11 protein-coding genes are annotated in these 12,619 nt (G+C 72.2%); 4 read left to right on the top strand and 7 right to left on the bottom strand.

Annotated features, from left to right (window positions below; translation table 11 throughout):
* Positions 1–41 precede the first annotated feature (41 nt).
* Positions 42–947 carry a RecB family exonuclease gene (locus DAI17_RS17060; RefSeq protein WP_107774395.1) on the top strand — a complete coding sequence of 302 codons (906 nt, stop codon included), beginning with the start codon at positions 42–44 and terminating at the stop codon, positions 945–947.
* On the opposite strand, the gene DAI17_RS17055 is transcribed toward DAI17_RS17060, so the two are convergent.
* Positions 934–1,593, bottom strand: a complete 660-nt coding sequence (locus DAI17_RS17055; protein ID WP_234412555.1) for an HAD family hydrolase — start codon at positions 1,591–1,593, stop codon at positions 934–936. The two genes, DAI17_RS17060 and DAI17_RS17055, sit on opposite strands and share 14 nt — an antisense overlap.
* A gap of 335 nt (positions 1,594–1,928) precedes the next feature.
* On the opposite strand from DAI17_RS17055, the gene DAI17_RS17050 reads away from it, so the two are divergent.
* The gene (locus DAI17_RS17050; RefSeq protein WP_107774393.1) at positions 1,929–3,125 is read left to right on the top strand and encodes a hypothetical protein; all 1,197 of its coding nucleotides are present in this window, start codon (positions 1,929–1,931) and stop codon (positions 3,123–3,125) included.
* Between the two features lie 59 nt (positions 3,126–3,184).
* Here DAI17_RS17050 and DAI17_RS17045 read toward each other — a convergent pair whose 3' ends face one another.
* Positions 3,185–3,436, bottom strand: coding sequence for a three-helix bundle dimerization domain-containing protein (locus tag DAI17_RS17045; protein WP_159081608.1), 252 nt, complete (start codon positions 3,434–3,436; stop codon positions 3,185–3,187).
* A gap of 90 nt (positions 3,437–3,526) precedes the next feature.
* Here DAI17_RS17045 and DAI17_RS17040 point away from each other — a divergent pair, with 90 nt between their 5' ends.
* Positions 3,527–4,228, top strand: a complete 702-nt coding sequence (locus DAI17_RS17040; RefSeq protein WP_107774391.1) for a histidine phosphatase family protein — start codon at positions 3,527–3,529, stop codon at positions 4,226–4,228.
* Here the strand turns inward: DAI17_RS17040 and metH are convergent.
* Complete coding sequence (metH, locus tag DAI17_RS17035; protein ID WP_234412571.1) at positions 4,210–7,893, bottom strand: methionine synthase; 3,684 nt, start codon at positions 7,891–7,893, stop codon at positions 4,210–4,212. The genes DAI17_RS17040 and metH overlap by 19 nt on opposite strands.
* A 416-nt stretch (positions 7,894–8,309) precedes the next feature.
* Between metH and DAI17_RS17030 the strand changes: the two genes are divergently transcribed.
* The gene (locus tag DAI17_RS17030; RefSeq protein WP_107774390.1) at positions 8,310–9,155 is read left to right on the top strand and encodes a PAC2 family protein; all 846 of its coding nucleotides are present in this window, start codon (positions 8,310–8,312) and stop codon (positions 9,153–9,155) included.
* A gap of 10 nt (positions 9,156–9,165) precedes the next feature.
* Here the strand turns inward: DAI17_RS17030 and mshC are convergent, their stop codons facing one another.
* Genes mshC through DAI17_RS17010 form a run of 4 tightly spaced genes read right to left on the bottom strand, consistent with a single transcriptional unit; the run spans position 9,166 to position 12,564 of the window.
* The gene (mshC, locus tag DAI17_RS17025) at positions 9,166–10,404 is read right to left on the bottom strand and encodes a cysteine--1-D-myo-inosityl 2-amino-2-deoxy-alpha-D-glucopyranoside ligase (RefSeq protein WP_107774389.1); all 1,239 of its coding nucleotides are present in this window, start codon (positions 10,402–10,404) and stop codon (positions 9,166–9,168) included.
* Positions 10,405–10,423: 19 nt separating this feature from the next.
* The gene (locus DAI17_RS17020) at positions 10,424–11,236 is read right to left on the bottom strand and encodes an SCO1664 family protein (protein WP_234412554.1); all 813 of its coding nucleotides are present in this window, start codon (positions 11,234–11,236) and stop codon (positions 10,424–10,426) included.
* A gap of 7 nt (positions 11,237–11,243) precedes the next feature.
* Positions 11,244–11,825: a DUF3090 domain-containing protein gene (locus tag DAI17_RS17015; protein WP_107774388.1), complete on the bottom strand. Its 582-nt coding sequence runs from the start codon at positions 11,823–11,825 to the stop codon at positions 11,244–11,246.
* 10 nt (positions 11,826–11,835) lie between these two features.
* Entirely contained in the window at positions 11,836–12,564 is a 729-nt protein-coding gene (locus tag DAI17_RS17010) for a histidine phosphatase family protein (protein WP_107774387.1), read from the bottom strand.
* Positions 12,565–12,619: the final 55 nt, after the last annotated feature.

Genomic DNA, 12,619 nt, shown 5'->3' with positions numbered 1-12,619 from the left:
CGCGGCACCCGGTGTCGGTGGCCTCCCCTAGGGTGCGGCGCATGAGCTCTCCCGCTGCCTCCCCCGCCGATCGCGTCTCCACCGCGGTCGACGGCGTCGAGGTGCTGGGGGCGCTCTCCCCCAGCCGCGCGGGCGACTTCATGACCTGCCCGTTGATGTACCGGTTCCGCACCATCGACCGCCTGCCCGAGGAGCCGTCACCGGACGCGGTCCGCGGCACCGTCGTGCACAAGGTGCTGGAGGACCTCTTCGACCTGCCCGCGCCCGACCGCACGCCCGACGTCGCGGCGGACATGCTGGTCCCCTCATGGGAGGCCCTCCTCGAGGCGTCGCCGGAGGTCGCCGGGATGTTCGGCGACGAGGGTCCGGACGTGGCGTCCTGGCTGACGTCGTGCCGCCAGGTGCTCGACCGCTACTTCACCCTCGAGGACCCGCGCCGCCTCGAGCCCGCCGAGCGCGAGCTCTACGTCGAGACGGTCCTCGACAGCAGGCTGCTGCTGCGGGGGTTCGTCGACCGCCTCGACGTCGCCCCCGACGGCAGGGTCAGGGTGGTGGACTACAAGAGCGGGAGGTCTCCCGCCGTCGGCTTCGAGGCCAAGGCGCTCTTCCAGATGAAGTTCTACGCCCTGGTGCTGTGGCGTACCCGCGGCGTCCTGCCGAGCGTGCTCCAGCTGGTCTACCTCGGCAACGGCGAGATCCTGCGCTACGAGCCCGACGAGGCCGACCTGCTCGCCACCGAGCGCAAGGTCGAGGCCGTCTGGCGCGCGATCCAGGAGTGCGAGCGGACCGGCGACTGGCGCCCGAGCCCCTCGCGGCTGTGCGACTGGTGCAGCTACAAGCCCTACTGCCCGTCGTACGGCGGCACTCCCCCGCCGCTGCCCGAGCGCGTGCCGGTGCCGGACCCCTCCGGGGACCTCGACACCGACGAGGGCGTCACCGCTCGCTGACGAAGCCCCCCAGGTCCGCGGCGCCGAGGCCGACCAGGGTGTCGGCGAAGACCCGCCGCTCCCCCTCGAGGATCGGCACGTGGTTGGGCACGCACAGGACCGTGCAGCCGGCCGACTCGGCCGACGTGGCGCCGGTGTTGGAGTCCTCGATGGCCAGGCACTCCCCCGGCTCGACGCCGAGGTCCGCGGCGGCCTTGAGGTAGGGCTCGGGGTGGGGCTTGCCGAGCTCGACCCGGTCGCCGGTGACGACGGTGGCGAACGTGCCCTCGGGGAGGTGCTCCAGGATCGGCTCGACGAACCGCACCCACGACATCGTGACGAGCGCGCAGGGCACGCCGTGGGCGCGGAGGTCCTCCAGCAGCTCGCGGCCGCCAGGGCGCCACGGCACCTCACGGCGTACGCGCTCGACGACGCCGTCGAGCAGCTCGTCCACGATCTGCTCGGGCGTGCGGTCGATCCCCATGTGCTCGCGGATGTAGGCGCCCGAGTCGATCAGCGCGTTGCCGACGAGGTTGAGGGCGTGCTCGTCGGACCAGGTGCCGCCGTACTTCTCGGCCATCGCGTACTCGGTCGCGATCCAGTAGGGCTCGGTGTCGACGAGGGTGCCGTCCATGTCCCACAGGACTGCTGCCGGGTGTGCGCTCACGGTCGTCGAGCGTATCCGCGGAGGCGGGTGCCTCCCGCATCGCCGGAGGCCGGTACGCCGCGCGCGTGGCGAGCGCCACACACCGCCCGGGCATGCTCGAGTCACCCTGCTCCAGGGCCTGCGGGACCGGAACTGCTCCTTGACACGTTCGTCGCGACGCGAACACGATGGCAGCTACGACGCGTCTGGTTCGGGGGGATCGGACATCTCCCTGTTGCTCCGACGGCCGGGCCCCGGCCACGGGGATCTCCGACACGGACACCGCCTCGTGGTGCTGACCGTGCAAACCACCTGACGTCCGTGCGACAGGACGCCGCGGCAGCAAGGGGGCGGGCATGAACGGGGACGAGGACCAGGCAAGTCCCTTGGTGTCGCGGTACCGCGTGGGCGGACCGTTGTCCGCCGGATGGCGTGAGGGGACGCTCACCCGGGCGCTCGAGCTCGACACGCTGTGCGCCTACGCGGTGCGGGAGTCCACGAGCCCGGAGAGCGACATCTTCGCCATGGCCCTTCAGGCCCACCTCGATGCCGCCCGGGCCGCGGCTCGCTCGGACAGGTCCGATCCGCGGCAGCGGTTCCCGCGGTGGCGTGGCGGCTCGCTGCGCGAGCGCGCGATGAGCAACCTCGACGCCGCGGAGTCGCAGCTGCTGAACTTCGCGCCCCCGGCCATGATCCTGGGCCAGCTCCCGGGTCTGCTCGCCCACGTCCAGCGGCACCTGGTCCCCGACGACGTCCGTCGTATCGAGTTCGAACGCCTGTCCGTCGCCCTGGGAGTCGCTCCGGGCCTCCGACCCGGATCCCACTCGTCGACCCGGCTCGACCGATCCCGCAAGCTGGAGATGATCGAGGAGGAACGCGGCAAGATCGCCACCGCGGTCCGGGCGGCGGGCTCGGCGGCGGTGCGGGAGCAGATCCGGGTACGCAGCTTCCGCAACGTCCTGGTCGTGACGACTCTCCTCATGACCCTGCTCGCCATCGCCGTGGCGCTCCTCGGTGCATGGCGTCCGACGCTCATCCCCTTGTGCTTCGCGCCCGAGAGCGGGGACGAGGCGGTGGTCGTCTGCCCGACGGCACAGTCCGACCCCTTCCCCGTTCCCTCGGCGCGGGCCGGCGCTGACGCCGACTCTGCGGCGGTCATGCAGGACATCGACGACGCGGTCACCGAGACGGTGACGAGCTTCGACCTGTTCGTGGTCGAGCTCGCTGGCTTGGCGGCCGCAGCGGTGGCCGCCGCGGGGGCCATCCGTGGCATCCGCGGCTCCTCCGAGCGCTACGGGCTACCTGTCGCGATGGCCGTGCTCAAGCTGCCGACGGGAGCGATCACGGCCCTTCTCGGCCTGCTGCTCATGCGCGGTCAGTTCGTGCCAGGTCTCAGCGCGCTCGACACGTCCGCCCAGATCCTGGCGTGGGCGCTCGTGTTCGGGTATGCCCAGCAGCTCTTCACCCGACTGGTGGATCGCCAGGGACAGACGGTGCTCGACAGCGTCCGCGGGGCCGACCGCGTCGCGGCGGAGCAGGGGCACGCGCCGTGAGGTGAGTCGACGGTCGCCGGCCGGCTCGAGGGGGCTTGCCGGCGACGCAGCGCGGCAGATCACGCCTGCGGACCGACGTGGTCGGAGAGCTCTTCCCAGGCCTGCTTGCGGACCAGCAGCGCGACGAAGTCGCGGACCGGGGCGCCGTCGTAGTGCGACCACAGGCACTCGACGAGGATCGACACCTGCTCGAGCGGGACCGATGGGAACTTGCCGTGGAGCTCGAGCGCGACGGCCGCCATCACCGGGAGCTCGTCGGCCGGCCGGGCCGGCGCGATCCCTGGGCCCGGCTGCTCGAGCTCCAACGTCATGGCCGCCACGATGAGGGCGTCGCCGCGGCGCCGCATCGTCCGGAACGGGTGAGGTGCGCCCGACGAGGGGCGCCCGCCTAGCCTTGCCGCATGCGCCTCCTGCTCCTCCGCCACGGCCAGACGGTCGCCAACACGACCGCCGCCCTCGACACCGCGGCCCCCGGCCACGAGCTCACCGAGCTCGGGGTCCGGCAGGCGCACGCGGCCGTCCGGGCGCTGGCCACGGAGGGCATCGGCCTCGTCGCGGTGTCGACCGCGATCCGCACCGCACAGACGGCCGGCCCGCTCGTCCGCACGCTCGGCCTGACGCCCGTCCGGCACGACGGCCTGCGCGAGATCGCCGCGGGCGACTTCGAGATGCGCAGCGACCAGGAGGCGCTCGAGGGCTTCCTCGGCACGATCGGCACCTGGCTCGAGGGTGACCTGAGCCGCCGGATGCCGGGCGGCGAGACGGGGACCGAGTTCCTGGCCCGGTACGACGCCGCGGTCGAGCGCGTGTGCCGGCGCGGGGCCGACGTGACACTCGTCGTGAGCCACGGCGCCGCCATCCGGACGTGGGTCACGCACCGGGCCAGCGGCGACCACGCCCCGATCCACGAGGGCCTGCACAACACCGGCTGCATCACCCTGGACGGCAACCCCGACGACGGGTGGACGATCGCGTCCTGGCACCGCGAGCCCATCGGCGGCGCCTGGCTCGACGACGAGTCCGCTCCCGACCCGACCGGAGGCGACCTCGACCCCGACGAGGCGGAGGAGTCCACCGACCGGGCTCAGTCCTCCGGGTCGTAGCCCAGGTTGGGCGAGAGCCACCGCTCGGCCTCGGCCAGGGTCCAGCCCTTGCGCTCGGCGTAGTCGGCGACCTGGTCACGCCCGAGCCGGCCCACGACGAAGTACTGCGACTGTGGGTGGGAGAAGTACCAGCCCGAGACCGCGGCGCCGGGCCACATGGCCATCGACTCGGTGAGCTCGATCCCGGTGCGCGCCTCCACGTCGAGCAGCTCCCACAGGGTGAGCTTCTCGGTGTGGTCCGGGCACGCGGGGTAGCCCGGGGCGGGCCGGATGCCGGTGTAGCGCTCGGCGATGAGGTCGTCGTTGGACATGGACTCGTCGGCGGCGTGGCCCCAGAACTCGGTCCGCACCCGCTGGTGCAGCCGCTCGGCGAACGCCTCGGCGAGCCGGTCCGCCAGCGACTCGAGCAGGATCGCGGAGTAGTCGTCGTGCTCGGCCTTGAACTTGGTGATCCGCTCGGCGGTGCCGTGGCCCGCGGTGACGGCGAACCCGCCGACGTGGTCCGCGAGCCCGGTCTCCCGGGGCGCCACGAAGTCGCTGAGCGCCCGGTTGGGGACCCCGGAGCGGTGCTGGCCCTGCTGGCGCAGGTGGTGCAGGGTCGTGCGGACCTCGGTGCGCGAGTCGTCGGTGTAGAGCTCCACGTCGTCCCCGACGCCGTTGGCCGGGAAGAACCCGTAGACGCCGCGGGCGGTGAGCCACCCCTCCGCCACGACGCGGTCCAGCATGGCCTGCGCGTCGTCGTACAGCTTGCGCGCGACCTCCCCCGTGGTGGGGTTGTTGAGGATGTCGGGGAACCTGCCCTTCATCTCCCAGGCATTGAAGAAGGGCTGCCAGTCGATGAACTCGCGCAGCTCGCCGAGGTCGTAGTCGTCGAGCACGTGGACGCCGGACCGGGCGGGGGCGACCGGCTCGTGGTCGCTCCAGTCGATCGGCGTCGCGTTGGCCCGGGCCTCCTCGAGGGTCACCATCGGCCGGTCGTGCTTGGCCGCGTGGCGGGTGCGCAGCGAGTCGTAGTCGGCCTTGACGTCGGCCATCAGCCGGGTGCGCTGCTTCGCGTCGAGCAGCGCGGCCGCCGTCGGCACCGAGCGGGACGCGTCCTTGACCCAGACGACCGGCCCGTCGTAGCGCGGGTCGACCTTGACCGCGGTGTGGGCGCGCGAGGTCGTGGCCCCGCCGACCATGAGTGGGATCTCGAGGCCCTGGCGCTGCATCTCGGTCGCGAACATGACCATCTCGTCCAGCGACGGCGTGATCAGGCCCGAGAGGCCGATGATGTCGGCGCCGACCTCGGCGGCGGTGTCGAGGATCTTCTGCGCCGGCACCATCACGCCGAGGTCGATGACCTCGTAGTTGTTGCACTGCAGCACGACGCCGACGATGTTCTTGCCGATGTCGTGGACGTCGCCCTTGACCGTGGCCATCACGATCGTGCCGTTGGTGTCCTTGGCGGTGGCGTACTCGGGGTTGTCGAGCTTCTCCTGCTCGATGAACGGGATGAGGTAGGCGACCGCCTTCTTCATCACCCGGGCGCTCTTGACCACCTGCGGGAGGAACATCTTCCCGGCGCCGAACAGGTCGCCGACGACGTTCATGCCGTCCATCAGCGGACCCTCGATCACCTCGATCGGTCGGCCGCCGCGCTCGGCGATCTCGGCACGGAGGATCTCGGTGTCCGCCTCGACGTGGGCGTCGATGCCCTTGACCAGGGCGTGCGTGATCCGCTCCCCGATCGGCAGGGCACGCCACTCCTCCTCGGTCACCTCGGCCGCCTGGCCGGCGCGGTTGTGCTCCTCGGCGATCTCCAGCAGCCGCTCCGCGGCGTCGGGGCGACGGTTGAGGACGACGTCCTCGATCCGCTCCCGCAGCTCGGGGTCGACCTCGTCGTAGACGGTCAGCGCGCCGGCGTTGACGATGCCCATGTCCAGCCCCGCGTCGATGGCGTGGAAGAGGAAGACGGCGTGGATGGCCTCGCGCACCGGGTTGTTGCCGCGGAACGAGAACGAGACGTTGGAGATGCCGCCGCTGACCTTGGCGCCGGGCAAGTTCTGCTTGATCCAGCGGGTCGCCTCGATGAAGTCCAGGCCGTAGGACGCGTGCTCCTCGATGCCGGTCGCCACCGCGAAGACGTTGGGGTCGAAGATGATGTCCTCGGGCGGGAAGTCCACCTCGTCCACGAGGATCCGGTAGGCCCGCTCGCAGATCGCCTTGCGGCGTTCGAGGTTGTCGGCCTGGCCGTCCTCGTCGAAGGCCATCACGACCGCGGCCGCGCCGTACTGCCGGCACAGCCGGGCCTGCTCGCGGAACTTGTCCTCCCCCTCCTTCATGGAGATGGAGTTGACGATGGCCTTGCCCTGCACGCACTTGAGCCCGGCCTCGATGACCTCCCACTTGGAGGAGTCGACCATCACGGGCACCCGGCTGATGTCGGGCTCGGAGGCGATGAGCTTGAGGAAGCGGTCCATGGCCGTGACGCCGTCGATCATCCCTTCGTCCATGTTGACGTCGATGACCTGGGCGCCGTTCTCGACCTGCTGCGCGGCCACCGAGAGCGCGGTGTCGTAGTCGCCGTCCTTGATGAGCTTGCGGAAGCGCGCGGAGCCGGTGATGTTGGTCCGCTCGCCGACGTTGACGAACAGGCTCTCGGAGTTGATCGTGAACGGCTCGAGGCCGGACAGGCGCATGGCCGGCTCGACCTCCGCGGGGACCCGCGGGGCCTTGCCCTCGACCGCGCCGGCGATGGCGCGGATGTGGGCCGGCGTCGTGCCGCAGCAGCCGCCGACGAGGTTGACCAGGCCGCTCTCGGCGAACTCCGCGACGACGGCCGCGGTCTCCTCGGCCGCCTCGTCGTACTCACCGAAGGCGTTCGGGAGCCCGGCGTTGGGGTAGGCCGAGACGAAGGTGTCGGCGATCCGCGACAGCTCCGCGACGTAGGGGCGCATCTCGCGGGCGCCGAGGGCGCAGTTGAGGCCGATCAGCAGGGGCCGCGCGTGGCGGACGGAGTTCCAGAACGCCTCGGTGGTCTGGCCCGACAGGGTGCGGCCGGAGGCGTCGGTGATGGTGCCGCTGACGACCACCGGCCACCGGCGTCCCAGGTCGGTGAAGACCTGGTCGACCGCCGAGATGGCCGCCTTGGCGTTGAGGGTGTCGAAGATCGTCTCGATGATCACCAGGTCGGCGCCGCCGTCCAGCAGCCCCCGGGTCGCCTCGGTGTAGGCCGCCACGAGCTCGTCGTAGCTCACGTTGCGGGCGCCCGGGTCGTTGACGTCCGGGGAGATGGACGCCGTGCGCGTCGTGGGCCCGAGGGCGCCGGCGACGTAGCGGGGCCGGCCGGGGTCGGCCGCGGTGACCTCGTCGCAGACCCGGCGCGCCAGGCGCGCGGCCTCGAGGTTGAGCTCGTAGGCCAGCTCGGCCATGCCGTAGTCCGACAACGAGATCGCGTTGGCGTTGAACGTGTTGGTCTCGATGAGGTCCGCGCCGGCCTCGAGGTACTCGCGGTGGATGCCCTCGATGATGTGCGGCTGCGTCAGCGTGAGCAGGTCGTTGTTGCCGACCAGGTCGCTGTCCCAGTCGGCGAAGCGCTCTCCGCGGTAGCCCGCCTCGTCGGGCCGGTCCCGCTGGATGGCCGTGCCCATGGCGCCGTCGATCACCAGGATCCGCTCGCGCATGGCGGCGGCGAGCTCCTCGGTGGCGTCGGGACGGTGCTGGATCGCGGACTCGGGACTCACAGGCCTCTCGGCTCCTCTCGGCTCACTGCCACCCTAGGTACGGCGTTCCACCGTGTGGACAGCATTCCCAGATCGTGACACTCATTGGGTACGCCCCAGAAATCCCGGCGCGGGCCGACCCCGGTCGGACGGCAGGGCGCCATGGCCCGTACGGGTGGTCCAACTCCCTCCCATCGGGTGATCCCCATCCCGGGCCACGGCGCCTAGCGTCGGTGGTGCCGAGTCTCGCCGGACCCGGCGCCGAGGATCCAGGGGGAGCGATCGCCGCCGTGACGGGGGCGGCGGCGCTCGCGGGTCCGGCAGCTCGGCGGTGTCGTGCACCGTCGTGGGGCACGAACCCGGACTACGCTGGAAGCGTGATCGAGTTCGACGACGTCCAGGACCTGGTGTCCCCCGTGGTGATCGCGGCCTTCGAGGGCTGGAACGACGCCGCCGACGCAGCCTCGTCGGTGGTCGACCACCTGATGACGGTGTGGAACGCGACGGTCATCGGGGCGATCGATCCCGAGGAGTTCTACGACTTCCAGGTCAACCGCCCCATGGTCGGCACCGACGAGAACGGCCATCGCCGGCTCACCTGGCCCACGACGCGGATCGCCATCGCCTCTCCCCCGGGCCTGCACCGCGACGTCATCCTGGTCCGCGGCATCGAGCCCAACATGCGGTGGCGCCAGTTCTGCGCCGAGCTGCTCGCGGCCTGCGACGACCTGGGCGGCGAGCTCGTGGTGACCCTCGGGGCGCTGCTGGCCGACGCCCCCCACACCAGGCCCATCCCCGTCACCGGCACGGCGACCGAGCCGGAGCTGGTCGACCGGCTCAAGCTCGAGCAGTCGACGTACGAGGGTCCGACCGGCATCGTCGGCGTCTTCCAGGACGCGTGCATCCAGCTCGACATCCCGGCGGCCTCCTACTGGGCGGCGGTGCCCCACTACGTCGCCCAGCCGCCGTGCCCCAAGGCGACGCTGGCCCTGATCGGTGCCCTCGAGGACCTCCTGGAGTGCAGCATCCCGCTCGGGGACCTGCCGGAGGACGCCAAGGCCTGGGAGCGCGGGGTCGACGAGCTCGCCGAGGAGGACGAGGACGTGGCGGACTACATCCGCGCGCTCGAGGAGACCCGTGACACCGCCGACCTGCCCGAGGCGAGCGGCGAGGCGATCGCCCGGGAGTTCGAGCGCTACCTCAAGCGCCGCGACCAGGACTGAGGGAGACCCCTCAGAGCACGATCCCGAGGGCCGCGTCGAGCACCGGCAGCAGCGTGATCGCCGCGTCGCGGTCGCTGGTGTCGGCGAGGCCGAGGTCGCCCAGGGTCGAGGCGACCCAGCCATCGATCGCCGCGACCGCGGTCGGGGCGTCGAGGTCGTCGGCCAGCGCCGCCAGCACCGCCTCCACGACGGGGGCGGCCGGGGCGCCGGCGCCGAGGCTGAACGCCTTGCGCCAGGAGTCGAGGGTGTCCACGGCGTCCCAGAGCTGGGCGTCGGTCCACTCCCAGTCGCTGCGGTAGTGGTGGCGCAGGAGCACCAGGCGGATCGCCATCGGGTCGACGTCGCTGTTGCGCAGGGCCGAGACGAAGACGAGGTTGCCGCGGGACTTCGACATCTTCTCGCCGTCGTAGCCCACCATCCCCGCGTGCGCGTAGGCGCGGGCCAGCGGCTCCCCCGGCAACGCGACCTGGGCGTGCCCGGCCGACATCTCGTGGTGCGGGAAGACCAGGTCGCTGCCGCCGCCCTGCACGTCGAAGGCGGCGCCGAGGTGCTCCATCGCGATGGCGCTGCACTCGATGTGCCAGCCCGGGCGACCGCGGCCGAACGGGCTGTCCCAGGACGGCTCGCCCTCGCGCTCGCCGCGCCACACGATGCAGTCGAGCGGGTCCTTCTTGCCCGGCCGCTCCGGGTCGCCGCCCCGGTCGGGGAAGACCCGCAGCATGGTCTCGCGGTCCCAGCCGGAGATGTCGCCGAAGGCCGGGTCCGCGGTCACGGAGAAGTAGAGGTCGGTCTCGACCTGGTAGACGGCTCCGAGCTCCTGGAGCCGCTGCACGAGGTCGATGACCAGCGGGATCGACTCGACCGCGCCGACGTAGGCGGCGGGCGGCAGCACCCGCAGCGCCTCCATGTCGTGCCGGAAGAGCTCGGTCTCGCGCTCGGCCAGCTCGACCCAGTCGACGCCGACCTTGGTGGCCCGCTCGAGCAGCGGGTCGTCGACGTCGGTGACGTTCTGGACGTAGGTGACCTCGTGGCCCGCGTTGCGCCACGCGCGGTTGAGCAGGTCGAAGGCGACGTACGTCGCGGCGTGGCCGATGTGCGTGGCGTCGTACGGCGTGATCCCGCAGACGTAGAGGCGGGCCGGGCCCTCGGGACGCGTCTCGACGAGCTCGCCCGTCGCGGTGTCGTGCACCCGCACGACGGGCCCGACGACAGGGAGGGCGGGGACGTCGGGAGAGGACCAGCTGCGCATGTCCCGCAGCCTATCCGGCCTAGAACGGCGGCCAGGGGATGACCGGCCAGGACCCCTGCGGGTCGGGCAGGGTCCCCGTGCGCAGCAGGCGCTGGACCCGTCGCCGCGTCGCCTCGACCTCGTCGGGGTCGAGCAGCTCCTCGAGCCGTTGGCCCAGGTCGCCGCGGAGCGCGTCGAGCACCTTCTCCAGGCCCGCGACCTCCTTCTCGGTGAGCGGCTCCCCCGCCCAGCCCCACAGCACGGTGCGCAGCTTGTGCTCGACGTGGAAGGTGACGCCGTGGTCGACGCCGTGGCGGTGGCCGTCCGGCATCGCGAGCACGTGGCCGCCCTTGCGGTCGGCGTTGTTGACCACCACGTCGAAGACCGCCATCCGGCGCAGCCCGTCGGTGTCCTCGTGGACGAGCGAGATGGGACGGTCGGACTCGTCGAGCCCGTCGAAGACGTGCCGGAACCCCGCGGGCACCCGACCGGCGGGCACTAGGTCGACGGCGTCCTGCGCGGGGTCGGGCTCCCGCCACAGCTGGACCATGCCAGGCCCGTGGGGACCCTCGCGCAGGATGGTCAGCGGGACGACGTCCCACCCGAAGGCCTCGGAGACGGCGTACGACGCCACCTCGCGCGCCGCCAGGGTGCCGTCGGGGAAGTCCCACAGCGGTCGCTCGCCCCGCACCGGCTTGTAGACGCAGCGGACGCCGCTCACCTCGCCGACGAAGGTGGCGTTAGAGGCGGGCAGCACCCGTCCGTGCAGCGTGATCTCCCCGGCCAGCACGGCCTCACCGGTCGGCTCACCGGTCGGCTCACCGGTCGGCTCGGTCACGGTCGGCTCGGACACCGGAGGATCAGGCCTGGGGGTCTCGACGCTTGAAGCCGTTGGCCCGCACGCACAGGTGCCCCTCGGGGTCCACCGGGTTGCCGCAGAACGGGCAGTCCGGGCGGCCGGCGCCGAGCACGGTCCGCGCCCGGCCGACGAAGGCGCGGGCGGCGCCGGCGGTGAGCCTGACCAGGAAGATCTCGTCCGGCTCCGGCTCCTCGAGGTCCTCGTCGAGCTGGTCGGGCGAGACGACGGCGGCCTCGGTGAAGGGGAACACCTCGATGACGATGCGCTCGGTGCTGGAGTCCCACGACAGCGTCATGGTTCCGGCGCGGAACTCCTCCTCGATGGGCTGCTCGAGGGGGTCGTTGTCGACCAGGTCGAAGGGAGCCACCGCCGGCACGACGGTGCTGCCGCCGGAGGCCTGCATCACCTCGTCGAGCAGCTCGTCGACGCGCTCGGCCAGCGCCTCGACCTGCTGCTTCTCCAGGGCGACGCTGGTGAGGCGGGCGCCGTCGCGGGCCTGCAGGAAGAAGGTCCGGTGGCCGGGCTCGCCGACGGTCCCGGCGACGAAGCGCTCGGGCGGGTCGAAGGCGTGGACGAGAGGCATGCCACTCACCCTAGGACCCGGCCGGGGACGTGTCCGGTCCGGCACCGCCGCCGACCGGTGCGTCCGACGTACGACGGCGCCTCGAGGACCGCTTCCTGGCCGGGGGCGTGAGCCACGAGAGGTCCCCCGCTGAGGTGTTGGTGCCGAGCACGTAGGGGCGCGACTCGGTGTAGCGCACGATGGAGACCGAGGCGGGGTCGACCTGGATGCGCTGGAACAGGTCGAGGTGGGTGCCGAGCGCGTCGGCCAGGATCGCCTTGATGACGTCTCCGTGGCTGACCGCCAGCCACACGCCGCCCGGGCCGTGCTCCTCCTCGACCAGCCGGTCGTGCCGGCGCACGGCCTCCACCGCGCGGTCCTGCATGGCGCGCATGGACTCGCCGCCGGGGAAGGCCGCCGCGGACGGGTGCGACTGCACGACCTTCCACAGCGGCTCCTTGGCGAGGTCCTTGAGGGCGCGCCCCTGCCACTCGCCGTAGTCGCACTCGCTGATCCGGCGGTCGGTCGTGACGGCCAGCTCGCCGGCCTGCGCGGCGGTGATCGCCCGGGTCGTCTGCTTGCACCGCTCGAGCGGGCTGGAGACCGCCGCCACGAGCCGCACGGAGGCGAGCCGCTGGGCCGTCGCGGCCGCCTGCTCGGTGCCCCGCTCGTCCAGCCTGACGCCGGGCAGCCGACCGGCGAGCACGCCGGTGGCGTTGGCGGTCGTGCGGCCGTGGCGGACGAGGATGACGGTGGCCATGCCGGTGACAGTAGCGGCAGCGTGGCGGCGGAGCCGTGGCGCTCGCTCGAGGGCC

Source organism: Nocardioides sediminis (assembly GCF_003047295.1).
GTDB lineage: Bacteria > Actinomycetota > Actinomycetes > Propionibacteriales > Nocardioidaceae > Nocardioides > Nocardioides sediminis.
This window is presented reverse-complemented; position numbering and strand designations above follow the sequence as displayed.

Coding starts and splice junctions, on each gene's coding strand:
- DAI17_RS17060 (WP_107774395.1), top strand. CDS start 42: ATGAGCTCTCCCGCTGCCTCCCCCGCCGATCGCGTCTCCACCGCGGTC.
- DAI17_RS17050 (WP_107774393.1), top strand. CDS start 1,929: ATGAACGGGGACGAGGACCAGGCAAGTCCCTTGGTGTCGCGGTACCGC.
- DAI17_RS17045 (WP_159081608.1), bottom strand. CDS start 3,436: ATGACGTTGGAGCTCGAGCAGCCGGGCCCAGGGATCGCGCCGGCCCGG.
- DAI17_RS17040 (WP_107774391.1), top strand. CDS start 3,527: ATGCGCCTCCTGCTCCTCCGCCACGGCCAGACGGTCGCCAACACGACC.
- metH (WP_234412571.1), bottom strand. CDS start 7,893: ATGCGCGAGCGGATCCTGGTGATCGACGGCGCCATGGGCACGGCCATC.
- mshC (WP_107774389.1), bottom strand. CDS start 10,404: ATGCGCAGCTGGTCCTCTCCCGACGTCCCCGCCCTCCCTGTCGTCGGG.
- DAI17_RS17015 (WP_107774388.1), bottom strand. CDS start 11,825: ATGCCTCTCGTCCACGCCTTCGACCCGCCCGAGCGCTTCGTCGCCGGG.
- DAI17_RS17010 (WP_107774387.1), bottom strand. CDS start 12,564: ATGGCCACCGTCATCCTCGTCCGCCACGGCCGCACGACCGCCAACGCC.